This is a genomic window from Ruegeria sp. CDSA241, assembly GCF_059611265.1.
In genome coordinates, this window is the sequence record NZ_JBXWPF010000005.1 from 108,869 (window position 1) to 131,987 (window position 23,119).

Sequence of the window (23,119 nt, forward strand, 5' to 3'; positions counted from 1 at the left end):
GCATTTAGGACAAGATGGACAAGGACAAGGAACAGGCCATGGCCCGCAAGGGTCGACATATCGGGGTGGTCATCGCCGTGACCATGCTGATCTGGCTTGCCATGACGATGTTCATTGGCCCTGCGATGGAACTGCCGGGACGCTATGCGCTGTTGTTTGATTTTGCCGCGCTGGCCGGTTTCATCTATGCGGGCGTCAACATATTTCAACTCTGGCGCATGCGTCAGGACAGCTGAAGGTAATACATGATGCTGAAGGATCAGGACAGGATCTTTACCAACATCTACGGGATGCACGAGCGTACTTTGCGCGGTGCACAGACCCGGGGGCATTGGGACGGCACTGCTGGCCTGATCGGCAACGGGCGCGACTGGATCATCCAGACGATGAAGGATTCAGGGCTGCGCGGCCGGGGCGGCGCGGGTTTTCCAACCGGTCTGAAGTGGTCCTTCATGCCCAAGGAAAGTGACGGTCGCCCGTCCTATCTGGTGGTGAACGCGGATGAATCCGAGCCTGGCACCTGCAAAGACCGTGAAATCATGCGCCACGATCCGCATACGCTGATCGAAGGCTGCCTGATAGCCTCTTTCGCGATGAATGCGCATACTTGCTATATCTACCTGCGCGGGGAATACATCCGCGAGCGTGAGGCGCTGCAGGCCGCGATTGACGAAGCCTATGACGCCGGTTTGTTGGGCAAGAACGCCGCTGGGTCAGGCTGGGATTTCGACTTGTTTCTGCATCACGGGGCGGGCGCCTATATCTGTGGTGAAGAAACTGCCCTGATCGAAAGCCTTGAGGGCAAAAAGGGCATGCCGCGGATGAAGCCACCGTTCCCGGCGGGCGCAGGTCTGTATGGGTGCCCGACCACGGTGAACAATGTGGAATCCATTGCGGTAGTGCCGACGATCTTGCGTCGCGGGGCCGACTGGTTCGCAGGCTTTGGCCGTCAGAACAATGCAGGCACCAAGCTGTTTGCGATCTCGGGCCATGTGAACAACCCCTGTGTGGTCGAAGAGGCAATGTCGATCCCGTTTGAACAGCTGATCGAAACCCATTGCGGCGGCATTCGCGGCGGCTGGGACAATTTGCTGGCGGTTATTCCGGGTGGTTCGTCGGTGCCCTGTGTGCGCGGTGAGAATATGCGCGACGCGATTATGGACTTTGACCACCTGCGCAACGATCTGGGCTCGGGCCTGGGTACGGCTGCGGTGATCGTGATGGATAAATCCACAGATATAATCAAAGCGATCTGGCGATTGTCGAAGTTTTACAAACATGAAAGCTGCGGTCAGTGCACGCCGTGTCGCGAAGGCACCGGATGGATGATGCGCGTCATGGACCGCCTTGTGCGCGGTGAGGCCGAGTTGGAAGAGATCGACATGCTGTTTGACGTGACCAAACAGGTGGAAGGCCACACGATCTGTGCCCTCGGTGATGCGGCAGCCTGGCCAATCCAGGGCCTGATCCGCAATTTCCGGGAAGAAATCGAAGACCGCATCAAGGCCCAGAAATCGGGCCGCACGGGTGCGATGGCAGCGGAGTGATTCAAATGGAAGTATTTTCGGACTATGGCCATGCACTTGCATCGGTGATGATCTTCACCCTCGTCGTCCTGTTCCTAGCCCCATTTTCGGCAATGGCCAAACAGGGTAAGGGGCTGGCGCCAGGCGCCACGCCCGAGCAAGATTATTCAGACAGGGCCTATCGGTTGAACCGTGCCTATCTGAACGGCACTGAAACGCTTCCTGCTTTTGCGGCTGTGACGATAGCGGCAATTTTGTTGGGGGTCAGCCCGTTTTGGGTAAACTTGCTCGCCTCCGTGGCACTGGTTTCGCGTCTGGCAATGCTGTTTGTTCATCTGCGTGGACTGGGTAAGCCGAACTCTGGCTTGCGCTCGGTTCTTTACGTGGTTGCCTGGCTTTGCATGTTCGTGATGGGGATCATGGCATTGGTGGCGGCGTTTTAATGATTGAACGAACTGTTGATCTTGTGACCAGAACCAAGAATGGTTCCCTCATCGGCGCAGTTTTACTGCTGGTGGCGGTTTCGGCCTGCGGGCTGATTAAGCCTTCGGAAGATCGTATTCTATTCGATGGCAAGTCGTTCAGAGCCAAAGCAAAGCACATCAACAAAAAAGCGTCTCCTTCGGATTTCACCGTTGTGATCAAAGGAGTATCTGCCTCATTGGATGGTGCGCGCGAGGCTGGCCGTTATGAGGGCACTAAGTTTTGCATCGCGAATTTCGGATCCTCCAGGATCGACTGGAAGGTCGGGCCGGATACCGAACCACAAAACCTTCAGATCAACGATGACAGACTAACCTTTGCCGGGAGCTGCCGCCGTCCATGAAGCGGGTTTTTGCATATCACGCCGTGACAGGCCCATTGCTATTGCATAGCAATGCTGGCCTCCGTCGTCTTGGTCTTTCCAAGACGAAAGGATTTGTCATGTCTGGTATCAAAATGCTTGCCGTTGCAACGGCGCTGACACTGCCTGCGGTTGCTTTGGCTAAACCTCCCTTGCGCGAAGTCAAAGAGATCGACAACGAACTCTATTACATCGCAATCGCGAACGAAATTTCGGAATACTGCCCCTCCATCAGCGGACGGCGTATGAAGGCGATTGGTGTGATGTGGGGCTTGCGGTCGAAAGCGAACCAGTTGGGCTATTCCGACAGTGAAATCCGTTCTTATGTCGATTCGGATGCAGAAAAAGACCGAATGCGCGCCAAGGGCGAGGCCTATCTGGCCCAAAATGGCGTGTCGTATGACCGGCCGAATTCCTTCTGTACGCTTGGTCGCGCGGAAATTGAAAGAAACAGCGCCATCGGCGTGTATTTGAGGGCGAATTGAGTATGGGTTTCAGAGCTTTGATGACGGGCTTTGCTGGTGTTTTGCTTTTGGTCTTAGCTGGATGCGAGTCAACATCCAGCCAAGCTTTGGACGCTGACACATCTCGCGCTCAGTTTCGTACACAGGTTCCGCAGAGCCTCTATGATGTGGCCTTTGCCAACGCTATGGCAGAGCAGATTGCAGGCGGTTGTCCGAATTTGTCGCTCAATCGTTCGCAGATCAGGCAAAGCATGAAAACGGTAGCTGACGACCTAGAAGCCAAGGGGTATCGGGAAAGTGATTTTGTCTATCTCGAAAGAAATTTGCCGCGGAAGCGGATACAGGACGACGCTATTCGCTATATCCAAGGAAACGGCATCGTGATTGGCGTTCCAGATACGATGTGCTCGGCAGGGCGAAGCGAAATCGCCAAAAAATCTGCTATCGGCACATTCCTGAAAGGGTAGTTTAAATCATGTCTGACCTCCGCAAAGTTAACATCGACGGACAGGAAATCGAAGTCGATGGTGCGATGACCCTGATTCAGGCCTGCGAACAGGCCGGGGTCGAAGTGCCGCGCTTTTGCTATCACGAGCGTCTGTCGATTGCCGGGAACTGCCGGATGTGTCTGGTCGAAGTTGTTGGAGGGCCGCCCAAGCCTGCGGCCTCTTGTGCCATGCAGGTGCGCGATCTTCGTCCGGGGCCGGAAGGACAGGCACCGGTGGTCAAAACCAACTCGCCCATGGTCAAGAAAGCCCGCGAAGGAGTGATGGAGTTCTTGCTGATCAACCACCCGCTGGATTGCCCGATCTGCGATCAGGGTGGCGAGTGCGATCTGCAGGATCAGGCGATGGCTTATGGTATGTCGGGCACGCGGTTTAAGGAAGCCAAGCGCGCGGTCGATGATCTGGATCTGGGTCCGCTGGTTGGTACCGCGATGACCCGCTGCATCAGTTGCACCCGCTGCGTGCGCTTTACAACCGAAGTGGCCGGGATCACTCAGATGGGTCAAACCGGGCGGGGCGAAGACGCCGAGATCACGTCATATCTGAACCAGACGCTGGATTCGAATCTGCAAGGTAATATCATCGACTTGTGCCCCGTCGGGGCGCTGACCTCGAAACCCTATGCTTTTACCGCGCGCCCTTGGGAACTGACCAAGACCGAAAGCATCGACGTGATGGATGCATTGGGTTCGAACATTCGTGTGGATACCAAAGGGCGCGAAGTCATGCGCTTTTTGCCGCGCAATCATGATGGCGTGAACGAAGAATGGATCAGTGATAAGACGCGGTTTGTGTGGGACGGCCTGCGTCGTCAGCGGCTGGACAAGCCATACTTGCGTGAAAACGGTAAGCTGCGCCCGGCGACGTGGCCCGAGGCGTTGACCAAAGCGGCCGAGGCGTTGAAAGGGGCTGAAAAGCCCGCCGGTATCGTGGGCGACTTGGCCCCGGTCGAGGCTACGTTTGCTCTGAAGCAGATGATTGAAGGGCAGGGCGGGGTTGTCGAATGCCGTACCGATGGCGCCAAGTTGCCAACGGGCAACCGCGCGGCCTATGCCGGGACCGCTGCGATCGAAGATATCGACAGCGCCGAGCGCATTCTGCTGATCGGAACCAACCCGCGTGATGAGGCGCCGGTGCTGAACGCGCGCATTCGCAAAGCCTGGGCGCATGGGGCCGAGATTGCTGTGGTCGGCCCAGCAGTCGATCTGACCTATGATTACCACCATGTCGGCGATGATCGTGCGGCATTGCAGCAGGTGGTGGATATGGGCGGAGATGATGAGGTCAAGGGCAAACGCTCGTTGGTCATCATTGGTCAGGGTGCATTGCAGGAAGCGGATGGCGCTTCGGTTTTGGCCGCTGCGCAAACCATTGCGGCGAATACCGAAAGCGGTTTGATTGTCCTGCACACAGCCGCCTCACGTGTTGGTTCTATGGATGTCGATGCCACCAACGAAGGTGGCATGGATACAATCAGCGCGGCGGATGTGATCTATAATCTCGGTGCCGATGAAGTTGAAATCGGCGACGGCGCCTTTGTCATCTATCAGGGCAGCCATGGCGATCGAGGTGCGCACCGCGCCGACGTGATCCTGCCGGGCGCAGCCTATACCGAGGAAAACGGCCTGTTCGTGAACACCGAAGGCCGCCCGCAACTGGCGATGCGTGCCGGGTTTGCACCAGGTGAGGCGAAGGAAAACTGGGCGATCCTGCGCGCTTTGTCTGCCGAACTGGGTGCAACGCTGCCTTATGACTCGCTGGCGCAACTGCGCACCGCGCTGATCGAGGCGGTGCCGCATCTGGCCAGTATCGACGAGGTGATCGAAAACGAGGTTCAGGCGCTGAAGCTCGGCCCTCTGGGCAAGGCGAGCTTCCGTCACACCGTCAAGGACTTCTACCTGAGCAACCCGATTGCACGGGCCTCGCAGTTGATGGCTGAGCTATCGGCGCAGACGCAGGCACGCAAAGGCGAAAAGATCGCGGCGGAATGAACCGAAACTCTGTCATATCGCATTTCGACCCTGTGCTCGTCGGACAGGGGCTCGCCCCTGTTTTGCCTATGAAACGGAATAAAAAGGGTGGCGTAGAGGCTGCAGATGCTGTTTACACCAACGCGCCGACCCAGACGCACTTTGCGCAGGCACATGGCCTTAGCATTTCGTGCGGAAAACGGAATACCCACGGTGTGAGGACCAATGGCTGAATTCTTTAACACCCCAGGCGGAATAGCCCTCATCATTCTGGCACAAGTGCTTGCCGTTGTGGCCTTTGTGATGATCTCGCTGTTGTTCCTTGTCTATGGAGACCGGAAGATCTGGGCGGCGGTTCAGATGCGCCGTGGCCCCAACGTGGTGGGCGTCTATGGCCTGCTGCAATCGGTGGCCGATGCGCTGAAATATGTTGTTAAAGAGGTGGTTATCCCAGCGGGTGCAGACCGCACCGTCTTTATCCTCGCGCCGTTGACCTCATTTGTTCTGGCGATGATCGCCTGGGCCGTGATTCCGTTCAACGACGGCTGGGTGCTGTCGGATATAAATGTCGCCATCCTGTATGTCTTCGCCGTGTCCTCGTTGGAGGTTTATGGCGTGATCATGGGGGGGTGGGCGTCGAACTCAAAGTACCCTTTCCTTGGCTCATTGCGCTCTGCCGCTCAGATGATTTCCTACGAGGTCTCGATTGGTCTGATCATCATCGGTGTGATCCTGTCGACCGGGTCGATGAACTTCGGTGACATCGTGCATGCGCAAGACGGGCGCTTTGGGTTCTTCAGCTGGTACTGGTTGCCGCATTTCCCAATGGTCTTCCTGTTCTTCATCTCGGCGCTGGCCGAAACCAACCGCCCACCGTTTGACCTGCCAGAGGCGGAATCCGAACTGGTCGCGGGCTATCAGGTCGAATACTCGGCCACGCCTTTCCTGTTGTTCATGGCTGGCGAATATATCGCCATTTTCCTGATGTGCGCGCTGACCACGCTGCTGTTTTTCGGCGGCTGGCTGTCCCCGATCCCGGGCCTGCCCGACGGCGTGTTGTGGATGGTCGCTAAGATGGCGTTCTTCTTCTTCCTCTTCGCAATGGTCAAGGCGATCACGCCGCGCTACCGCTATGACCAGCTGATGCGGCTGGGTTGGAAAGTCTTCCTGCCCTTCTCGCTGGCTTGGGTAGTCTTCGTGGCCTTTGCGGCAAAATTCGACTGGTTCTGGGGCGCGTTCGCTCGCTGGAGCGTAGGAGGCTGACATGACCCAAATCGACTACACCCGTGCCGCCAAGTATTTTCTTCTACAGGATTTCTGGGTCGGCATGAAGTTGGGGCTGAAGTATTTCTTCGCAGCGAAGGCCACCCTGAACTACCCGCATGAAAAGGGTCCTCTGTCTCCGCGTTTTCGCGGTGAGCACGCCCTGCGTCGTTACCCCAACGGTGAAGAACGCTGTATTGCCTGCAAACTCTGCGAGGCGATCTGCCCTGCACAGGCCATTACAATCGACGCCGAACCGCGCGAAGATGGCAGCCGCCGTACCACGCGCTATGACATCGACATGACCAAGTGCATCTATTGCGGTTTCTGCCAAGAGGCCTGCCCGGTCGATGCCATCGTCGAAGGTCCGAATTTCGAATTCGCCACGGAAACCCGCGAAGAGTTGTTCTACGACAAGGAAAAACTGCTCGACAACGGTGAGCGCTGGGAAGCCGAGATCGCCCGCAATCTGGAAATGGACGCGCCGTACCGATGACTGACGCCCCGACAAATCCGTTTGAGCTGATGATGAAGCAGGCGCAGGACATGGCCAAGGCGATGAACCCTGCGATGGAGAGCTTCTCGCCCAAAGGGTTCGAAACTCTATGGCCGACCATGCCGAAAGAAGTCATGGAGATGATGTTCGGCAACACCGTCAACAAAGACGGGTTGGATGCCAAAACGCGCCTGTTGCTGACACTGGCCGGGCTGACCTGTCAGGGCGCGCAGGCGGATGCGGCGGTGCGTCAGACCGTGCGCCACGCTGTGGAAGCCGGTGCCAAGAAACAAGAGATCGTGGAAACGATCGGTCAGATGTCGGTCTTTGCCGGCATCCCGGCCATGACGCGCGCGCTGGAATTGGCGCAAGAGGTCATGGGCGATAACGAGGATGAGGATCAATGACCGTCTTTGCCTTCTATCTGTTCGCCATCAGCGCCATCACCGGCGGGCTGTTCACGGTGATCAGCCGCCAGCCGGTGCATTCCGTGCTGTGGTTGATCCTGTCCTTCCTGTCCGCGGCAGGATTGTTTGTGCTGCTGGGGGCTGAGTTCGTGGCGATGCTGCTGATCATCGTCTATGTCGGCGCGGTCGCGGTTTTGTTCCTGTTCGTCGTGATGATGCTGGACGTGGATTTTGCTGAGCTCAAGGCCGAGATGGCGCGCTATATGCCGCTGGCCCTGCTGATCGGTCTGGTTATCCTGATGCAGTTTGTCATGGCCTTTGGGGCTTGGGACAGCGCGCAGGGTGCTTCCGCCAATCTGGCACAGCCGGTTCCGGTGGATCGTCACAATACCGAGGCACTGGGTGTCATCCTTTACGACCAATACTTCCTTCTGTTCCAACTGGCGGGCCTGATTCTGCTGGTGGCCATGATCGGCGCCATCGTGCTGACGCTGCGCCACCGTCAGGACATCAAGCGTCAGGACATCATCGGCCAGATGATGCGCGACCCGGCCAAAGCGATGGAGTTGAAGGACGTGAAACCGGGGCAGGGGTTGTGAGGTTCAGTGCCATCATATCTGGTTTTGCTGTGGCAAGTATGCCTTTGTCAGTAGTCGCGTTTCCAATAACGGAGTGCGATGGCCTGCCGTTGTTGTCCCATCATTGGATTGCAACTGAGCACCAAGTGATCGGTGACGGAGTTGTAGCTTTCTACGAAGCCGGCGGTCTTTGCGACGAAGAATTGGGATGCACGGAATCGACATTCCTAAAAATTTCAGCTTGCGAGACTGGGCAAACACTTAATGTCGTGACGCAACTCAACAGGGAATACGACAATACCCTTCTGGATCGAACTGACGAGGCAAGTGAAACCCTACAAAAACTGGCCAAAGGTGGTGCAAGCCATTCGTGGGATTCGGTGAAAAAGACATTCGATCAGAAAGCCTTCGACGTCAGCGAAATCACGGAAACGAATGAAAACTGCGCCTGTGCGGCGGCTTTTCCAGAGCTCCGTAACGGGAAAGAGAAATTCGAGGGACTATGAGACGATGATCGGACTTGAACACTATCTTACGGTCGCGGCGACGCTGTTCGTCATCGGCATCTTCGGTCTCTTCCTGAACCGCAAGAACGTCATCATCCTGCTGATGAGCATCGAACTGATGCTGCTGGCGGTGAATATCAACCTCGTGGCGTTCTCCAGTTTCCTCGGCGATCTGGTCGGGCAGGTGTTTACGCTGTTCGTGTTGACCGTGGCGGCGGCCGAGGCGGCGATCGGGCTGGCCATTCTGGTCTGCTTCTTCCGCAACCGCGGCTCGATCGCGGTTGAAGACGTCAATATGATGAAGGGGTAAGGGCACATGGAAACCACCATCCTCTTTGCCCCGCTAGTGGGCGCGATCCTGTGCGGGTTCGGCTGGAAGTTCATCGGCGAGAAAGCCGCCATGTGGACCGCCACGGGCCTGCTGTTTCTGGCCTGTCTGCTGTCGTGGATCGTCTTCCTGACGTTCGACGGCCACACCCAGCAGATCGAGATCATGCGCTGGATCGAAAGCGGCTCGCTCTCGACAAGCTGGGCCATTCGTCTGGACCGGCTGACAGCAATCATGTTGATCGTGGTGACGACCGTCTCGGCGCTGGTGCACCTGTATTCCTTTGGCTACATGGATCACGATCCGCAATGGCGCGAAGGCGAAAGCTATAAGCCACGCTTCTTTGCCTATCTGTCTTTCTTTACCTTTGCCATGCTGATGCTGGTGACCGCGGATAATCTGGTGCAGATGTTCTTTGGCTGGGAAGGTGTGGGCGTCGCGTCTTATCTGCTGATCGGGTTCTATTACCGCAAGCCAAGCGCCAATGCGGCGGCGATGAAGGCGTTTATCGTCAACCGGGTTGGGGACTTTGGCTTTGCGCTTGGCATCTTTGCGCTATTCCTGCTGACCGACAGCATCAATTTCTCGGACATCTTCGCCTCTGCCCCGGCATTGGCCGAAGAGAAGCTGAACTTCCTGTGGGGTGAATGGACCGCGATCGAGGTGATCTGCGTTCTGCTGTTCATCGGTGCGATGGGCAAATCGGCACAGTTGTTCCTGCACACCTGGTTGCCGGACGCGATGGAAGGTCCGACGCCTGTATCAGCCCTGATCCACGCCGCGACCATGGTGACCGCTGGTGTCTTCCTGATCTGCCGCATGTCGCCGCTGATGGAGTTTGCGCCGGGTGCGACCGGGTTCATCACCTTCCTTGGTGCGTCGACGGCGTTCTTTGCCGCGACCGTGGGTTTGGTGCAGACCGATATCAAACGCGTCATCGCTTATTCGACCTGCTCGCAGCTGGGTTACATGTTCGTCGCCGCGGGCGTCGGGATGTATTCGGCAGCGATGTTCCACCTGCTGACGCATGCGTTCTTCAAGGCGCTGTTGTTCCTTGGGGCCGGTTCTGTGATTCACGCGATGCATCACGAGCAAGAGATGACGGAATATGGCGGGTTACGGAAGAAAATCCCCTATACGTTTTGGGCGATGATGATCGGTACGCTGGCTATTACCGGGGTTGGCATTCCGCTGACCACATTCGGTTTTGCGGGGTTCTTGTCCAAGGATGCCATCATCGAAAGCGCCTTTGCCGGAGGCACCGGCTATGCGTTCTGGATGCTGGTGATTGCGGCGGTATTTACGTCATTCTACAGCTGGCGTCTGATTTTCCTGACCTTCTATGGCGAGCCGCGCGGGGACAAGCACACGCATGACCATGCGCATGAAAGCCCGTTGGTCATGCTGGTTCCGCTGGGCGTTCTGTCGCTGGGTGCGGTTTTCGCCGGGATGATCTGGTATGGCAACTTTTTTGGCCACACCGACAAGGTCGGCCAGTTCTATGGCATTCCGGTTGCAGAGGCTTCGGTGGATGGCCACGCGGCAGAGGGCGCGCATGGGGACGATACCCATGCCGAAGATGATCACGGCGACGATACGCATGCGGATGCCGGTCACGCGGAGGACAGCCATGGTGAGAAGGACGCGCAGGGCGGCGATCACCATTATGCCTTTGTTGGGACGCCCGGAGAAGGCGCGCTCTACATCGCACCGGACAATCATGTGCTGGACGATGCGCATGCTGTTCCGAAATGGGTCAAGGTCTCACCCTTCGTTGCGATGCTGCTTGGTTTCATCGTGGCCTATTGGTTCTATATCGTGAATACGACGTTGCCCGCGCGCTTGGCAGCAAACCAGCGTCCGCTTTATCTGTTCCTGCTGAACAAATGGTACTTTGATGAGATCTATGACGCGATCTTCGTCAAACCTTTCTTGGCACTTGGGCGGTTCCTGTGGAAACGCGGAGACGGCAACACGATTGACGGTTTCCTGAACGGGGTAGCGATGGGCATCGTGCCATTCTTCACCCGCCTCGCCGGCAAGGCGCAGACTGGTTACATATTTACCTATGCCTTCTGGATGGTCCTGGGAATTGCTGCCCTGGTCACCTGGATGTCGATCGGCGGAGGCGCACACTAATGGACAATATCCTCTCGATCGTCACCTTCATCCCCGCAGCGGCGGCCGCCATACTGGCGCTGTTTCTGCAGGGCGACGACGCAGCCGCGCAACGCAATGCCAAATGGGTGGCCATGGTTGCGACGACGGTGACCTTCCTGGTCTCGATTGGCATCTATACTGGCTTTGATCCTGAAAACACCGGCTTCCAGATGGTGGAAGAGGGCCAGTGGCTGATGGGTCTGAAATACAAGATGGGTGTGGATGGCATCAGCGTCCTGTTCGTGTTGCTGACCACTTTCATTATGCCGCTGACAATTCTGGCCAGCTGGAATGTGACAGACCGCGTCAAGGAATACATGATTGCTTTCCTGCTGCTGGAAACGCTGATGCTTGGCGTGTTCATGGCGCTGGACCTGGTGCTGTTCTACCTGTTCTTCGAAGCGGGTCTGATCCCGATGTTCCTGATCATCGGCATCTGGGGTGGTAAGGAGCGCATCTATGCCAGCTTCAAGTTCTTCCTCTACACGTTCCTTGGCTCTGTGCTGATGCTGGTGGCCATGGTTGCGATGTATGCGGATGCAGGCACGACGGATATCGAAGCGCTGATGGCGCATCAATTCTCGTCCGACAGCTTTACCGTTCTGGGCATCCATATCGTAGGCGGTATGCAGACGCTGATGTTCCTGGCGTTCTTTGCCTCATTTGCTGTGAAGATGCCGATGTGGCCGGTCCACACCTGGCTGCCGGATGCACACGTGCAGGCGCCGACCGCAGGGTCGGTCGTGCTGGCGGCGATCCTGTTGAAGATGGGTGGCTATGGCTTCCTGCGGTTCAGCCTGCCGATGTTCCCGGTGGGGTCGGCGGTGATGACAGATCTGGTGCTTTGGATGTCGGCCATCGCGGTGGTCTATACCTCGCTGGTTGCACTGGTGCAGGAGGACATGAAAAAGCTGATCGCTTATTCCTCGGTCGCGCATATGGGCTTTGTCACCATGGGCATCTTTGCGGCAAACCAGCAGGGTGTCGACGGAGCCATCTTCCAGATGCTCAGCCACGGGTTCATCTCGGCGGCGCTCTTCCTGTGTGTCGGCGTGATCTATGACCGGATGCACACCCGCGATATCGAGGCCTATGGCGGTCTGGTAATCCGGATGCCGGCCTACGCGCTGGTCTTCATGCTGTTCACCATGGCCAATGTTGGCCTGCCGGGCACCAGTGGGTTCATCGGAGAGTTCCTGACCCTGATGGGCGCATTCCAGGTCAATACCTGGGTGACTGCTGTGGCCGCGACTGGTGTTATCTTCTCGGCGGGATATGCTTTGTGGCTGTATCGTCGGGTCGTATTTGGGGATCTTATCAAAGAAAGCCTCAAGGCGATGACTGATATGAGCTCGCGCGAGCGGTTGATATTTGCCCCCCTGATCGTCATGACGATCCTGCTGGGTGTGTATCCATCGCTGGTAACAGATGTGATTGGCAACTCGACTGCCGCGCTGATTTCGAACTATGATACGGCTCTGGCCGCGGCTGAGACCGCGACCCAGACAGCCGCCTCGCATTAAGGAGGCTTTGGAGACATGATCCAGGCTGATCTGACAATTATCCTGCCAGAGATCGTTCTGGCACTATATGCGATGGCGGCATTGCTTGCGGCTGTTTACACCACCAAGGACGGGCTTGCGCCGACATTGGTCTGGGTGACAGCAGGGCTGATGGCGCTGCTGGCGTTCTGGATCGCCACCAATGGCGACGGGACGAACATCGCGTTTAACGGCATGTTCGTTGATGACGGATTTGCGCGCTTTGCCAAAGTGGCGATCCTGCTATCTGCCGCAGCCGTTTTGATGATGAGCCAGGACTATATGACCCGCCGCGGGTTGTTGCGTTTCGAATACCCTTTGCTGGTGGCGCTTGCCGCTGTCGGCATGATGATGATGGTCAGCGCGGGTGACCTGATGTCTCTGTATATGGGGCTCGAGCTGCAGTCGCTGGCACTTTACGTTGTGGCTGCGCTGCGTCGTGACAGCGCCAAATCCACCGAGGCTGGCCTGAAATACTTCGTTCTGGGCGCGCTTAGCTCGGGCTTACTGCTGTATGGGGCTTCGCTTGTCTACGGCTTTACGGGTACCACGCTGTTCTCGGGCATCATTCAAACAGTTCACCACGGCGATGTGACCCTCGGGTTGCTGTTTGGGTTGATCTTCCTGATCTCGGGGCTCGCGTTCAAGGTTTCGGCTGTTCCGTTCCACATGTGGACGCCGGATGTCTATGAAGGATCGCCCACACCAGTCACTGCCTTCTTCGCCACGGCGCCCAAAGTGGCCGCCATGGCCCTGTTTGCCCGCGTGTTGCACGACGCATTTGGAGGTGTCGTAAAGGACTGGCAGCAGGTGATCGTACTCTTGTCTGTTCTGTCTATGCTGCTGGGGGCCGTGGCTGCCATCGGACAACGCGACATTAAACGGCTGATGGCGTTTTCGTCGATTGCCCATATGGGGTATGCGCTGATCGGACTGGCGGCTGGGACCGAGCTGGGTATCAAGGCGATGCTGATGTATCTGGCGATTTACGTGACCATGAATGTCGGAACTTTCGCCTTTATCCTGATGATGGAACGGGACGGTAAACCTGTTACCGACATTGACGCCTTGCGCCAGTATTCCAAACGCGATCCGGGTAAGGCTCTGGCCGTGCTGATCCTGATGTTCAGCCTTGCCGGTGTTCCACCGATGCTTGGGTTCTTTGCGAAATTCGGCGTCTGGCAAGCGGGTATTGAGGCTGGCCTGACCGGTCTGGTTATCATGTCTGCCATCGCCTCGGTGATCGGTGCATTCTATTACCTGCGGATCGTATACTATATGTATTTCGGTGCCGAGAATGACGACCCGATCGACGCAAATTCGTCTCCGGTTCTGTGGGCTGCTCTGATGGGGTCAGCTGCATTGATGTTGGTTGGCGTATTCTATCAGTTTGGGATTGAGGGCGCAGCGGCAGCTGCAGCGGCGACGCTTGTTAACTGATTTCGATCATTGCCCGCGGCCTAATGTTCTTGTGACATGAGCGATTGGCCGGATGGATATGGCCTGCATGTATTGCAAGAGGTCGATAGCACTCTGAACGAAGCCGCCCGGATCGCGCCGATGGCTCAGGGTCCGGTCTGGATCCTGGCGCACCGCCAGACACGGGCGCGCGGTCGGCGCGGACGGGTCTGGACCAACCCCGAGGGAAATCTTGCCGCAACTCTGCTGATGCGGCCCGCAGGACGCCCGGAACAGGCCGCTCTGCGCAGTTTTGTCGCCGCCTTGGCCCTGTTTGATGCATGTGTGGCGGTCACCGGACGCATATCGGGTTTGTCGCTAAAATGGCCCAATGATGTGTTGCTGAACGGTGGTAAGCTTGCGGGGATACTGCTGGAAAGTACCGGGCAGGGGCGGGACGTCTCGCATTTGGCAATCGGCATCGGCGTCAATCTCGCGCAGGCACCGGCTGCAGATAAAGTCGAACCAGGTGCGCTAAGGCCGGTTTCGCTGTTGTCCGAGACAGGGGCAGATGTCACCACCGAAGACTTTTTGACCGAGCTTGCATCGGCCTATGCGCGTTTCGAGGCCCAGTTTGTAACCTACGGGTTCGAACCCATCCGCGCTGCCTGGTTGTCCCGCGCAGCTAAGCTGGGTGAGGTCATCACCGCGCGTACTGTCACCACTGAGACCGTCGGGACCTTCGAAACGGTGGACGCACGGGGTAACCTTGTCCTAAACACCGCGAAGGGCCGCGTCAGCATACCTGCGGCAGACGTATTTTTCTGAAAGGGGCACCAATGCTTCTAGCCATCGACTGCGGCAACACCAATACCGTTTTCTCGATCTGGGACGGTGAGGAATTTGTCTGCACGCTGCGCACGTCTACGCACCATGCCCGTACGGCGGATGCCTATTTCACCTGGTACTCTACGCTGGTCAAACATTATGAGATCCAAGCTGATATCACCGATGTGATTATCGCCTCGACCGTGCCGCGTGTGGTCTTCAATCTGCGCGTCTTTGCGGACCGGTTCTTTGGCTGTCGCCCATTGGTCGTGGGCAAGCCGGAGTGTCTGCTGCCTGTCAGCCCGCGTATTGATGAGGGTACGGTCCCTGGCCCGGATCGCCTGGCCAATGCTGCAGGGGCGTTTGAACGGCATGGCGGGGATGTGGTTGTTGTCGATTTTGGAACGGCCACCAACTTTGACGTGGTGTCTTCGGATGGAGCATATGTCGGCGGCATCATCGCCCCAGGTGTAAACCTGAGCCTTGAGGCGTTGCACCAGGGGGCCGCCGCGTTGCCGCATATCGACATCACACGTCCCGAAAAAGTGATTGGAACAAATACGGTTGGCTGCATTCAATCTGGCGTGTATTGGGGCTATTCCGGTCTGATCGAAGGGCTGATTGCCCGGATCAAGACGGAATACGGCATGCCGATGAAAGTCGTGGGAACCGGGGGGCTTGCGCCTCTGTTCGATCAGGCAGATGTTGGGTTTGACGCTATAGAAGACGATTTGACGATGCACGGACTGACCGTGATCCATCGCTATAACAAGGAAAATGGCTCAACATGAGCAGTGAACGACTGATCTATCTGCCCCTGGGCGGGGCGGGCGAAATTGGGATGAATGCCTATGTCTATGGCTATGGCAAGCCGGGAAAGGAGAAGCTGATCCTTGTCGATCTTGGTGTAACCTTCCCAGATATGGACACAACACCCGGTGTCGACCTGATCCATGCCGATATCAACTGGCTAAAAGAACGTGCCGACCGGCTTGAGGCGGTATTCGTCACCCATGCCCACGAAGATCATGTCGGCGCTGTGGCGCATTGCTATGACGACTTGGGCGCCCCGATCTATGCACGCGCTTTCACCGCAAATCTCGCACGTCGCAAGATGGAAGAGAAAGCCCATCCGACAGACGCGGTTCAGACCCTGTCAGCCTGGCCTGAACAGGTGACGGTTGGCCCGTTTACAGTCGGGTTTTTGCCGGTATCGCACTCGATCCCCGAAAGTGCGGCGCTTGTCATAGACTCGCCTGCGGGGCGGATCGTGCATACAGGGGATTTCAAGCTGGATGCCAACCCTGTGGTAGGTGAACCGTTTGATCAGGACCTTTGGGCAGAGATTTCAAAGGACGGTGTGAAAGCATTGGTCTGCGACAGCACGAATGTGTTTTCAACGCATGCGGGCCGCTCGGAATCCGAGGTCGGGCCTGAGATCACCAAATTGATCGAAAATGCCAAATCAATGGTGGTTGCGACGACTTTTGCCTCGAATGTCGCACGGGTGAAGACGCTGGCCGAGGCTGGGCAGCGCGCGGGACGCTCGGTCGTTCTGTTAGGTCGTGCGATGCGGCGGATGATCGAGGCCGCGACGGAAACCGGTATTCTCACGGATTTTCCCAAGGTTATCAGCGCCGAAGAGGCCGTAGATATCCCGCGCCAGAACCTGATGCTGATCGTAACCGGCAGCCAGGGCGAACGCCGTGCGGCCAGTGCCCAGCTTGCACGCGGTAAATACCGCGGGATCGAGTTGAAGGAAGGCGATCTGTTCCTGTTCTCGTCGAAGACGATACCGGGCAATGAGAAGGGCGTGATCTTCATCATGAACCAGCTCAGCGAAAAAGGCGTTGATGTGGTGGATGACAGCTCGGGTCTGTATCACGTCTCTGGCCATGCCAACCGGCCTGATCTGGAAAAAGTGCACGCCATAGTCAACCCGCAGATGGTTATTCCCATGCATGGTGAACACCGACATCTGCGCGAACATGCTAAACTGGCCGAAGCGGGTGGTCGTACCGGGGTTGTGGCAGTCAATGGCACGATGCTGGATCTCAGTGGCAATGCCCCCAAGGTCGTCGACTACGTCGAGACAGGCCGAACTTATCTGGATGGAACCGTAAAGGTCGGAGCCTTGGATGGAATTGTCCGCGACCGCATTCGCATGGCCTTGAACGGGCATGTAACCGTGACGGTTATTTTAGACGAAGAAGACGAACCGTTGGGTGAACCTTGGTGCGATACGATGGGCTTGGCCGAGACCGGAACATCGCGCGCAGCACTGGTCGAAGTTCTGGAAGAGGACCTGAACCAGTTCCTCATGCGGGCGGATGCCAAAACCCGGCGCGACGATGACAAGCTGGAAGAGGCACTGCGCCGGATCGTGCGTCAGACAGCAAAGACCGAGATCGGCAAAAAGCCCGAGGTGACCACGGTGATCAGCCGAATGAAGTAGGTTCGGCTAGAAGTCCTGTTCGGACATTGGATAGCCTTTGATCTGTAAGAACAGGCTTTGTTCTTCTTGATTGAGGAAGAACGGAACGCTTTGGGGTGGTTCGGGTCGTGTGACCCGGGCTGCGACTTCGGCCAGAACAACTTCGGTTATGAAGGGAAGATCAAGCTCGCGCGCCTTGTTCAACGGAACCCATTGCAGGTGAGACAACTCATCCGAAGCGCGGCCAAAGTCATCCAGATCGCCTTGCAGGGCGTCTGCATCTACCAAAAAGAATCGTGCATCGAACCGGCGCGTACGGCCGGGCGGGGTGACGGCGCGAAAAACAAACTGCAATGCCTGTGCAGAGGGCAGAAATCCTGCCTCTGCATAGCTTTGCCAGTCAATCGGCACCTCACCTGTCCAAGCGCCGGGAACTCCAAGCACCAGGCCGGTTTCCTCCCAGAGCTCGCGGATTGCGGCGGCCGCCAAAGCATTCTGCAGCCCGGGCGGAGACTGTTCAGTAAGCCGATCGCGGCAGAGCTGGGACATGTCAGCCGATAGCGGGACAAGGGCGTCCTCTGCGTCTACCGCGCCACCTGGAAACACGAATTTGTTCGGCATAAAAACGGCTTTTGCGCCCCTTTGACCCATCAAAATGGAAGGGTTCGTCATCCGGTCCCGCAACACGATAACTGTTGCAGCGTCCCGTATAGCCGTTTTGTCTGTACTCATCTCAGGGCCGACCCAATCATTCCAGTCATCGGTCCGTTTCGAACCCATGCATCCGTCGTGCCCACTGATAGGCGACAACGGCCCCTTTCATTCGCGGTAGCAGGAACAGTGTCAAGGCTGTACATCCGAATGCAAAAATCAGGAACATGTTCAGCGGGTCAGGGCGCCACTGGACATAAGAGATGTGCAAAGCGGGCGCCAGCAGGTGACCGACCAACAGGATCGTCAGATAGGCTGGACCGTCATCCGCACGGTGATGAAACAGTTCCTGACCACAGCTGCTGCAGCTGTCATTCACCTTCAGGTAGCTGTGCAACAGCTTGCCTTCACCGCATTTTGGGCAGCGGCAGCGGAAGCCTTTGATTAGCGCAGGCCGGGTTGGACGGTCGTTCTCGGATATTGTGTCGATCGTTTGATCTGTCATTTTGAAACTCGCGCATTCAGATTGCCCTGATATTGCGCTTGTTTTGCCCCACAGAAAAGGGGGGTGCGTCGCTTTGTGCCGCGATGAGATGTCCGGAAATTATGAGGTCGATGGCAGTGAGCAACAGAAAAAATTCAAATTGGGCGACGGAAACCGAAAACTGCACCGTTTTAACCTATGTGAGCAGCGACAAACCGGTCGCGAGAAACAAAGGAAAACGATATGAAAAGCGCGAAACTTATCCCGGCCATTCTGGTATCGGCCATTGCATTGACAGGCACAACCGCCTTGGCTGTCGGTCCGAAAGGCCGTGAGGACGTGACCTTTCAAGAGTTGGACCTGAACAATGATGGTCAGGTCACGCAGGAAGAAATGCAAACCTATAGGCAACAGCGTTTCACCAATGCCGACACCAGTGGCGACGGCATGTTGAGCGTCGACGAGATGCAAGCGGCTAGCCAGAAGAAGGCGAATGAGCGTGTGAATCAAATGTTCGAAAAGCATGACGCCAATCAAGATGGCCTCTTGTCCGATGATGAGTTGCCCAAGCCGCGCCGTGCTGGCAAGATGTTTGACCGCATCGACGCGGACAAAAATGGCACGATCTCGGAACAGGAATTTGCCGATGCGAAAAACCGGATGGGCTGGCATCACAAAAAACGTGACAAGGCTGGCACCGACGACAGCTAATGAAGGATGCGGGACCTGAGTACCTCATCAACGGGGGCTCGCAGCCAAAGTCAGGCTGCGGGCGACCCCGGAGACGATGCATTGTTGCGGCGGTTCGCCGAGGGTGACGCTGATGCGGCACGCATTTTGACCGATCGGCTTGGGCCGCGCAGTTTTTCGGTGGCGCTCAGGCTGTTGAACGACCGGGCCGAAGCCGAAGATGTCACACAGGAAGCCATGATGCGCCTATGGAAGATGGCGCCGGATTGGGTTGCTGGACAGGCAAAGGTGTCGACTTGGCTTTACCGAGTCACTCTGAACCTGTGTGTCGATATTCGGCGGAAGAAATCGGCGGACAGTCTTTCTGATGTTGCCGAACCTGAAAGCGATGCGATCAGTGCAACCGAACACCTTCAGGATGCCGCCAGGTTGGACGCACTGCAGTTCGCGTTGGCGCAACTTCCGGACCGGCAACGTCAGGCTGTTGTCTTGCGCCACATCGAAGAGTTGCCCAATCCCGAAATCGCGGGAATCATGGATGTTTCCGTCGAAGCTGTAGAGAGTCTGACAGCTCGGGGAAAGCGGGCACTGGCACAGCAGTTAGCCACAAGAAGAGACGAGTTGGGATATGCCGATGGATGAAAATAGCGACCTGAATCACCTGTTTTTACGTGCTCGTCAAGAAGATGAGCCGTTACCCGATGCTCTCGCCCTTCGTATTCTGGCCGATGCGGAAACCGTTCGTTTGCAAAGGCTTCAGAAATCACCCCAAGGGTTCTGGGCACAGGCATTGGATAGTTTCTTTGGCTGGCAGGGGATGGGAGGTTTGGCGGCCGCGGGCATTGCTGGCATCTGGATTGGATTGACTGCCCCGGCCTTTTTGCCTGATCCGGCGACGTTGCTTTATTCGCAATCCTCTGGCTTTGAGGTTGCGGATATGGATCTGAATACAATCTTCCTGGAGGAAGGCGAATGAGCGAACAGTCAAAACCTAAACGCCGGTGGATGCCTGTCCTGCTGATCGTGTCCCTTGCTATCAATCTGCTAGTCGTCGGTGCGGTTGTTGGCACGGCGCTGCGCGTCAGAAACAATGACCACGTCAAAACCCCTCCGGGATTTGGATCGGCGCTTTATCGCGCGCTTCCCAAGCATGAACGCCAGGCGATGCGGGCCGAGCTTTCGGGCCTGCACCGCCAAGGTGTCGATCATCGGGCGGCGGATTTTCAAGCCCTTGGCGACGCACTTCGCGCCGAACCCTTTGCGGCTGACGCTGTAGAGGCTTTGTTGGGTCAGCAGGCGCAGGTGATGTCAGAGATGCAGTCTGCTTTGCAGGAACAGTGGCTGATCCGTGTGTCAGCCATGAGCCCGAAAGAACGCGTCGAATACGCTGATCGTCTGGAAGATGTGGTGCACCGAAAATCGAAAGCGGGCAGAAAACACGACTGACCGGATCAGGCTGCGTGATCCTGGACCATGACCTGATTGCGTCCCGCCTTTTTCGCAGCATACAGGGCTGTATCCGCAGATTTTATCATGTTGTCCAATGGTGCGGGTGGGATGCCCCGGCGAAACGTGTTGTCATCAGCTGTAATGAGGCCGATGCTGATTGTCACTGCGATTGGTTCGGCGGCCTCGGATAGGTCAAATGGACACTGGCAGATGTCGTCGCAGACGGTTCGTGCGATCCCCAATGCTCGAGGCCCCGTAGTTTCAGGCAGACCGATCAAGAATTCTTCGCCACCGATCCGTGCCACAAAGCCGTCAGAACCAATGGAATTGCGCATGCGCCTGGCTGTTTCGATCAAGACCTGATCGCCTCCGGCATGGCCAAACTTGTCGTTGATTGATTTGAAATGGTCCAGATCGGCCACCATCACGGTAAACCCGAGCCCGGTCTGCGCAGACTGCCGGGCGATTTGCTTCAATGCTCGCATTGCATAGCGGCGGTTATGCAGGCCGGTCAGTGGATCCACCCAGGATTCCGCGATGCCACGCCGCAAAGAATCCCGCATCTGGTCAATTCGGCTTTTGCGGGCGAGCTGGTTATCAAGCCGCAACAGAGTTTCACGGGGGCAGAGCCCCGCCATACAGATGGCATCCGCGCCACGATCCAGCGCTTCGGCAGCCAGAGACGCGTCATCCTTTCTCAAGATGCCGATCAGCACCGTGTGCCGTGTTGCCCCGCGCGATTTCAAATCCGCCAGAATACTCAGGCCTGAAGATTCGCCATCAATTTCGACAATAATCGCGTCCGGGATGGGGCCGGAAAGCAGGCGGTGAAGGTTTGATATCGTGTGAATTGACAGACTGTGATGCGTATGTTCGGACAGCGCCTTCTGCCAAAGCGCCCCGGTTTTAGCGGATTGCGTCAGTAGGGCGGCGCGCGCAGCTTTGGGTGGCGTAGCAAAGGCGCTTGTCGCTTCGGCAAATCCCAAACATGGCGATCCGCTATTGTCTTGCAATTCCTGCGTATCGGCGCGTGCCCTTAGCAAGCTGCGAACCCGAGCTAGCAACAACGTGTCCTTGAACGGGTGCGCCAATACATCGTCCAACCCATCTGACAATGCCCTCAACCTTGCGGATTTGTCGTTTTGCGGCGCGATAGCGACAATGGGTATATCCGCCAGATCCGGGTCGGCCATTACCACTTTCTTGACATCTGCCGCCGTTCCATCCGGCAATGACTGCGCGGTTAAGATCAAATCGGGGCGCACACGTTTCAACAGCCCATCAAGACCCCGCAGATTTTCCCCCTGTGCGACGTGATACCAGGCCGCGGTAAGCTGTACCTTCAGCATAATTCGATTGGTTGAGGTCCCGTCCAGGACAAGGATCGTGCCTTGCACCGACATATCAGTCACCGTTGATTGCATGCGTTGCTAAAGTGTTTATGACTCTGGTTAACAAACCCTTTCCAATATCAGATCAGGGGCTTCTTTATGCCAATTTCCGCTCAATCCGCCGAAACGCTGGCGCTGAATGCCCTTGCTTGGCTTGTGGGCAATGATGACCTGCTGCCTGTATTTCTGGGTTCGACGGGGGCTTCGGTGCAGGACATAAAAGACAGGGCAGCAGAGCCGGAGTTTCTGGGTTCAGTTCTGGATTTTCTAATGCTTGACGATTCGTGGGTAGTCGAGTTTTGTGACGTCAATTCTGTGCCGTATGATCAGCCGGGCCAGGCCCGCGCCTTATTGTCCGGCGGCGCGGAAGTTCATTGGACCTGAAAGCCTACCGGGCAGGAGTTTCACAATGCCAATCCAAGCCATCCTGTTCGACAAAGACGGTACCTTGTTTGATTTCGCGGAAACCTGGGGCACGTTCGGGCGCAATTTTTTACTGCGAGTGACGAACGGAGATCATGCCCGTGCGGCCGAGCTTGGGCAGGTGATCGGCTTTGACCTCGAACAGGTTGCCTATTCTGAGGACAGTGTTGTCATCGCGGGCACCGTCGAAGAAATCGCCGAGGTTCTAGAGCCGCACCTCCCGGAAATGCCGCGCGAAGAGTTGGTGGATCTGTTGAATGCCGAATCGGCCTCATCTCCGCAAGCCCAGGCCGTTCCGCTTATCCCGTTCCTTGAGGGGCTGCGTGAGGCAGGGCTGAAACTGGGTGTTGCGACCAATGACGGAGAAATGCCCGCATCCGAGCATCTTTCGTCTGCAGGAATCCGCGAACATTTCGATTTTGTCGCCGGTTATGACAGTGGGCACGGATTCAAGCCAGGCCCGGGTCAACTCTTCGCCTTTGCTCAGCATGTGGGGGTAAACCCAGAAAACATAGCAATGGTGGGCGACAGCCTGCATGATCTGCAGGCCGGACGGGCAGCAGGTATGAAGACGATCGGGGTTCTGACGGGTCTGGCGCGTGCAGAAACGCTCGAAGCGATGGCGGATGTCGTCTTGCCAAACATCGGACATATACCTGCATGGTTGTACGAAAATGCGTGATCGGGCTGTGAATTCGGCGGTTCAGACGTCGAAACCGACATAGCCTGTCGCAGACAGAGCGGCCAACAGTACGCGTTCGGGGCTTGCTTCTAGAAAGCCA

28 protein-coding genes are annotated in these 23,119 nt (G+C 56.8%); 25 read left to right on the forward strand and 3 right to left on the reverse strand.

Annotated elements, in window-relative coordinates; all coding sequences use genetic code 11:
* Nucleotides 1-14 precede the first annotated feature (14 nt).
* The 19 genes from AC2FJV_RS06285 (at nucleotide 15) to AC2FJV_RS06375 (ending at nucleotide 17,270) form a co-directional block, all read left to right on the forward strand.
* Nucleotides 15-236, forward strand: coding sequence for a DUF5337 domain-containing protein (locus tag AC2FJV_RS06285; RefSeq protein WP_271950193.1), 222 nt, complete (start codon nucleotides 15-17; stop codon nucleotides 234-236).
* 12 nt (nucleotides 237-248) lie between these two features.
* A complete protein-coding gene (gene nuoF, locus AC2FJV_RS06290; protein ID WP_496689753.1) occupies nucleotides 249-1,547 on the forward strand; it encodes an NADH-quinone oxidoreductase subunit NuoF in 1,299 nt (432 codons plus the stop codon).
* A gap of 5 nt (nucleotides 1,548-1,552) precedes the next feature.
* Nucleotides 1,553-1,969: an MAPEG family protein gene (locus AC2FJV_RS06295; protein ID WP_142634887.1), complete on the forward strand. Its 417-nt coding sequence runs from the start codon at nucleotides 1,553-1,555 to the stop codon at nucleotides 1,967-1,969.
* A complete protein-coding gene (locus AC2FJV_RS06300) occupies nucleotides 1,969-2,352 on the forward strand; it encodes a hypothetical protein (protein WP_496713066.1) in 384 nt (127 codons plus the stop codon). Before AC2FJV_RS06295 ends, AC2FJV_RS06300 begins: the two co-directional genes overlap by 1 nt.
* Nucleotides 2,353-2,450: 98 nt before the next feature.
* Nucleotides 2,451-2,855, forward strand: a complete 405-nt coding sequence (locus AC2FJV_RS06305; RefSeq protein WP_271950189.1) for a DUF5333 domain-containing protein — start codon at nucleotides 2,451-2,453, stop codon at nucleotides 2,853-2,855.
* Nucleotides 2,856-2,875: 20 nt separating this feature from the next.
* Entirely contained in the window at nucleotides 2,876-3,301 is a 426-nt protein-coding gene (locus AC2FJV_RS06310; RefSeq protein ID WP_271950187.1) for a DUF5333 family protein, read from the forward strand.
* Nucleotides 3,302-3,309: 8 nt separating this feature from the next.
* Nucleotides 3,310-5,331 (forward strand): NADH-quinone oxidoreductase subunit NuoG, encoded by a 2,022-nt coding sequence (gene nuoG / locus AC2FJV_RS06315; RefSeq protein WP_496713068.1) that lies wholly within the window; start codon nucleotides 3,310-3,312, stop codon nucleotides 5,329-5,331.
* A gap of 204 nt (nucleotides 5,332-5,535) precedes the next feature.
* The gene (gene nuoH / locus AC2FJV_RS06320; RefSeq protein WP_142634879.1) at nucleotides 5,536-6,573 is read left to right on the forward strand and encodes an NADH-quinone oxidoreductase subunit NuoH; all 1,038 of its coding nucleotides are present in this window, start codon (nucleotides 5,536-5,538) and stop codon (nucleotides 6,571-6,573) included.
* 1 nt (nucleotide 6,574) lies between these two features.
* A complete protein-coding gene (gene nuoI, locus AC2FJV_RS06325) occupies nucleotides 6,575-7,069 on the forward strand; it encodes an NADH-quinone oxidoreductase subunit NuoI (RefSeq protein WP_496693923.1) in 495 nt (164 codons plus the stop codon).
* Nucleotides 7,066-7,476, forward strand: a complete 411-nt coding sequence (locus tag AC2FJV_RS06330; RefSeq protein ID WP_142634878.1) for a carboxymuconolactone decarboxylase family protein — start codon at nucleotides 7,066-7,068, stop codon at nucleotides 7,474-7,476. The genes nuoI and AC2FJV_RS06330 overlap by 4 nt, the downstream gene beginning before the upstream one ends.
* A complete protein-coding gene (locus AC2FJV_RS06335; protein WP_281972815.1) occupies nucleotides 7,473-8,075 on the forward strand; it encodes an NADH-quinone oxidoreductase subunit J in 603 nt (200 codons plus the stop codon). Before AC2FJV_RS06330 ends, AC2FJV_RS06335 begins: the two co-directional genes overlap by 4 nt.
* Nucleotides 8,076-8,167: 92 nt before the next feature.
* Complete coding sequence (locus tag AC2FJV_RS06340) at nucleotides 8,168-8,560, forward strand: hypothetical protein (protein WP_496713070.1); 393 nt, start codon at nucleotides 8,168-8,170, stop codon at nucleotides 8,558-8,560.
* Between the two features lie 4 nt (nucleotides 8,561-8,564).
* Entirely contained in the window at nucleotides 8,565-8,870 is a 306-nt protein-coding gene (gene nuoK, locus AC2FJV_RS06345) for an NADH-quinone oxidoreductase subunit NuoK (RefSeq protein ID WP_050602759.1), read from the forward strand.
* A gap of 6 nt (nucleotides 8,871-8,876) precedes the next feature.
* Entirely contained in the window at nucleotides 8,877-11,027 is a 2,151-nt protein-coding gene (gene nuoL / locus AC2FJV_RS06350) for an NADH-quinone oxidoreductase subunit L (RefSeq protein ID WP_496713072.1), read from the forward strand.
* Nucleotides 11,027-12,571, forward strand: a complete 1,545-nt coding sequence (locus tag AC2FJV_RS06355) for an NADH-quinone oxidoreductase subunit M (protein ID WP_496713074.1) — start codon at nucleotides 11,027-11,029, stop codon at nucleotides 12,569-12,571. The genes nuoL and AC2FJV_RS06355 overlap by 1 nt, the downstream gene beginning before the upstream one ends.
* 15 nt (nucleotides 12,572-12,586) lie before the next feature.
* Nucleotides 12,587-14,029 (forward strand): NADH-quinone oxidoreductase subunit NuoN, encoded by a 1,443-nt coding sequence (nuoN, locus tag AC2FJV_RS06360; RefSeq protein ID WP_496713076.1) that lies wholly within the window; start codon nucleotides 12,587-12,589, stop codon nucleotides 14,027-14,029.
* Between the two features lie 36 nt (nucleotides 14,030-14,065).
* Entirely contained in the window at nucleotides 14,066-14,815 is a 750-nt protein-coding gene (locus tag AC2FJV_RS06365; RefSeq protein WP_496713078.1) for a biotin--[acetyl-CoA-carboxylase] ligase, read from the forward strand.
* Between the two features lie 11 nt (nucleotides 14,816-14,826).
* The gene (locus AC2FJV_RS06370; RefSeq protein WP_496713080.1) at nucleotides 14,827-15,606 is read left to right on the forward strand and encodes a type III pantothenate kinase; all 780 of its coding nucleotides are present in this window, start codon (nucleotides 14,827-14,829) and stop codon (nucleotides 15,604-15,606) included.
* A complete protein-coding gene (locus AC2FJV_RS06375) occupies nucleotides 15,603-17,270 on the forward strand; it encodes a ribonuclease J (protein ID WP_496713082.1) in 1,668 nt (555 codons plus the stop codon). The genes AC2FJV_RS06370 and AC2FJV_RS06375 overlap by 4 nt, the downstream gene beginning before the upstream one ends.
* Nucleotides 17,271-17,276: 6 nt before the next feature.
* Here the strand turns inward: AC2FJV_RS06375 and AC2FJV_RS06380 are convergent, their stop codons facing one another.
* Both AC2FJV_RS06380 and AC2FJV_RS06385 read right to left on the reverse strand, forming a co-directional pair.
* Nucleotides 17,277-17,981, reverse strand: coding sequence for an NUDIX hydrolase (locus AC2FJV_RS06380; protein WP_282021545.1), 705 nt, complete (start codon nucleotides 17,979-17,981; stop codon nucleotides 17,277-17,279).
* A gap of 25 nt (nucleotides 17,982-18,006) precedes the next feature.
* Complete coding sequence (locus tag AC2FJV_RS06385; RefSeq protein ID WP_142634860.1) at nucleotides 18,007-18,405, reverse strand: DUF983 domain-containing protein; 399 nt, start codon at nucleotides 18,403-18,405, stop codon at nucleotides 18,007-18,009.
* Between the two features lie 222 nt (nucleotides 18,406-18,627).
* On the opposite strand from AC2FJV_RS06385, the gene AC2FJV_RS06390 reads away from it, so the two are divergent.
* Genes AC2FJV_RS06390 through AC2FJV_RS06405 form a run of 4 tightly spaced genes read left to right on the forward strand, consistent with a single transcriptional unit; the run spans nucleotide 18,628 to nucleotide 20,520 of the window.
* Entirely contained in the window at nucleotides 18,628-19,095 is a 468-nt protein-coding gene (locus AC2FJV_RS06390) for an EF-hand domain-containing protein (RefSeq protein WP_496689764.1), read from the forward strand.
* A gap of 6 nt (nucleotides 19,096-19,101) precedes the next feature.
* Complete coding sequence (locus tag AC2FJV_RS06395; protein WP_271950161.1) at nucleotides 19,102-19,716, forward strand: RNA polymerase sigma factor; 615 nt, start codon at nucleotides 19,102-19,104, stop codon at nucleotides 19,714-19,716.
* Nucleotides 19,709-20,050, forward strand: coding sequence for a hypothetical protein (locus tag AC2FJV_RS06400; protein ID WP_496689765.1), 342 nt, complete (start codon nucleotides 19,709-19,711; stop codon nucleotides 20,048-20,050). Before AC2FJV_RS06395 ends, AC2FJV_RS06400 begins: the two co-directional genes overlap by 8 nt.
* Complete coding sequence (locus AC2FJV_RS06405; RefSeq protein ID WP_271950157.1) at nucleotides 20,047-20,520, forward strand: periplasmic heavy metal sensor; 474 nt, start codon at nucleotides 20,047-20,049, stop codon at nucleotides 20,518-20,520. The genes AC2FJV_RS06400 and AC2FJV_RS06405 overlap by 4 nt, the downstream gene beginning before the upstream one ends.
* Before the next feature lie 5 nt (nucleotides 20,521-20,525).
* Here the strand turns inward: AC2FJV_RS06405 and AC2FJV_RS06410 are convergent, their stop codons facing one another.
* Nucleotides 20,526-21,947, reverse strand: coding sequence for a diguanylate cyclase (locus tag AC2FJV_RS06410; protein ID WP_496689766.1), 1,422 nt, complete (start codon nucleotides 21,945-21,947; stop codon nucleotides 20,526-20,528).
* Nucleotides 21,948-22,013: 66 nt separating this feature from the next.
* On the opposite strand from AC2FJV_RS06410, the gene AC2FJV_RS06415 reads away from it, so the two are divergent.
* Nucleotides 22,014-22,298, forward strand: coding sequence for a DUF3572 domain-containing protein (locus AC2FJV_RS06415; protein WP_142634849.1), 285 nt, complete (start codon nucleotides 22,014-22,016; stop codon nucleotides 22,296-22,298).
* 25 nt (nucleotides 22,299-22,323) lie between these two features.
* Nucleotides 22,324-23,019 carry an HAD family hydrolase gene (locus AC2FJV_RS06420; protein ID WP_271950155.1) on the forward strand — a complete coding sequence of 232 codons (696 nt, stop codon included), beginning with the start codon at nucleotides 22,324-22,326 and terminating at the stop codon, nucleotides 23,017-23,019.
* The last annotated feature ends 100 nt before the right edge of the window (nucleotides 23,020-23,119 follow it).

What these genes read in the sequence shown, in the direction of transcription:
- AC2FJV_RS06380 (WP_282021545.1), bottom strand. Translation starts at nt 17,981, where the DNA reads ATGAGTACAGACAAAACGGCTATACGGGACGCTGCAACAGTTATCGTG.
- AC2FJV_RS06305 (WP_271950189.1), top strand. Translation starts at nt 2,451, where the DNA reads ATGTCTGGTATCAAAATGCTTGCCGTTGCAACGGCGCTGACACTGCCT.
- nuoK (WP_050602759.1), top strand. Translation starts at nt 8,565, where the DNA reads ATGATCGGACTTGAACACTATCTTACGGTCGCGGCGACGCTGTTCGTC.
- AC2FJV_RS06330 (WP_142634878.1), top strand. Translation starts at nt 7,066, where the DNA reads ATGACTGACGCCCCGACAAATCCGTTTGAGCTGATGATGAAGCAGGCG.
- AC2FJV_RS06395 (WP_271950161.1), top strand. Translation starts at nt 19,102, where the DNA reads ATGCGGGACCTGAGTACCTCATCAACGGGGGCTCGCAGCCAAAGTCAG.
- AC2FJV_RS06310 (WP_271950187.1), top strand. Translation starts at nt 2,876, where the DNA reads ATGACGGGCTTTGCTGGTGTTTTGCTTTTGGTCTTAGCTGGATGCGAG.
- nuoL (WP_496713072.1), top strand. Translation starts at nt 8,877, where the DNA reads ATGGAAACCACCATCCTCTTTGCCCCGCTAGTGGGCGCGATCCTGTGC.
- nuoF (WP_496689753.1), top strand. Translation starts at nt 249, where the DNA reads ATGCTGAAGGATCAGGACAGGATCTTTACCAACATCTACGGGATGCAC.
- nuoG (WP_496713068.1), top strand. Translation starts at nt 3,310, where the DNA reads ATGTCTGACCTCCGCAAAGTTAACATCGACGGACAGGAAATCGAAGTC.
- AC2FJV_RS06415 (WP_142634849.1), top strand. Translation starts at nt 22,014, where the DNA reads ATGCCAATTTCCGCTCAATCCGCCGAAACGCTGGCGCTGAATGCCCTT.
- AC2FJV_RS06385 (WP_142634860.1), bottom strand. Translation starts at nt 18,405, where the DNA reads ATGACAGATCAAACGATCGACACAATATCCGAGAACGACCGTCCAACC.
- AC2FJV_RS06295 (WP_142634887.1), top strand. Translation starts at nt 1,553, where the DNA reads ATGGAAGTATTTTCGGACTATGGCCATGCACTTGCATCGGTGATGATC.
- AC2FJV_RS06365 (WP_496713078.1), top strand. Translation starts at nt 14,066, where the DNA reads ATGAGCGATTGGCCGGATGGATATGGCCTGCATGTATTGCAAGAGGTC.
- nuoN (WP_496713076.1), top strand. Translation starts at nt 12,587, where the DNA reads ATGATCCAGGCTGATCTGACAATTATCCTGCCAGAGATCGTTCTGGCA.
- AC2FJV_RS06405 (WP_271950157.1), top strand. Translation starts at nt 20,047, where the DNA reads ATGAGCGAACAGTCAAAACCTAAACGCCGGTGGATGCCTGTCCTGCTG.
- AC2FJV_RS06300 (WP_496713066.1), top strand. Translation starts at nt 1,969, where the DNA reads ATGATTGAACGAACTGTTGATCTTGTGACCAGAACCAAGAATGGTTCC.
- AC2FJV_RS06285 (WP_271950193.1), top strand. Translation starts at nt 15, where the DNA reads ATGGACAAGGACAAGGAACAGGCCATGGCCCGCAAGGGTCGACATATC.
- AC2FJV_RS06390 (WP_496689764.1), top strand. Translation starts at nt 18,628, where the DNA reads ATGAAAAGCGCGAAACTTATCCCGGCCATTCTGGTATCGGCCATTGCA.
- AC2FJV_RS06420 (WP_271950155.1), top strand. Translation starts at nt 22,324, where the DNA reads ATGCCAATCCAAGCCATCCTGTTCGACAAAGACGGTACCTTGTTTGAT.
- AC2FJV_RS06355 (WP_496713074.1), top strand. Translation starts at nt 11,027, where the DNA reads ATGGACAATATCCTCTCGATCGTCACCTTCATCCCCGCAGCGGCGGCC.
- nuoI (WP_496693923.1), top strand. Translation starts at nt 6,575, where the DNA reads ATGACCCAAATCGACTACACCCGTGCCGCCAAGTATTTTCTTCTACAG.
- AC2FJV_RS06375 (WP_496713082.1), top strand. Translation starts at nt 15,603, where the DNA reads ATGAGCAGTGAACGACTGATCTATCTGCCCCTGGGCGGGGCGGGCGAA.
- nuoH (WP_142634879.1), top strand. Translation starts at nt 5,536, where the DNA reads ATGGCTGAATTCTTTAACACCCCAGGCGGAATAGCCCTCATCATTCTG.
- AC2FJV_RS06410 (WP_496689766.1), bottom strand. Translation starts at nt 21,947, where the DNA reads ATGCAATCAACGGTGACTGATATGTCGGTGCAAGGCACGATCCTTGTC.
- AC2FJV_RS06335 (WP_281972815.1), top strand. Translation starts at nt 7,473, where the DNA reads ATGACCGTCTTTGCCTTCTATCTGTTCGCCATCAGCGCCATCACCGGC.
- AC2FJV_RS06370 (WP_496713080.1), top strand. Translation starts at nt 14,827, where the DNA reads ATGCTTCTAGCCATCGACTGCGGCAACACCAATACCGTTTTCTCGATC.
- AC2FJV_RS06400 (WP_496689765.1), top strand. Translation starts at nt 19,709, where the DNA reads ATGGATGAAAATAGCGACCTGAATCACCTGTTTTTACGTGCTCGTCAA.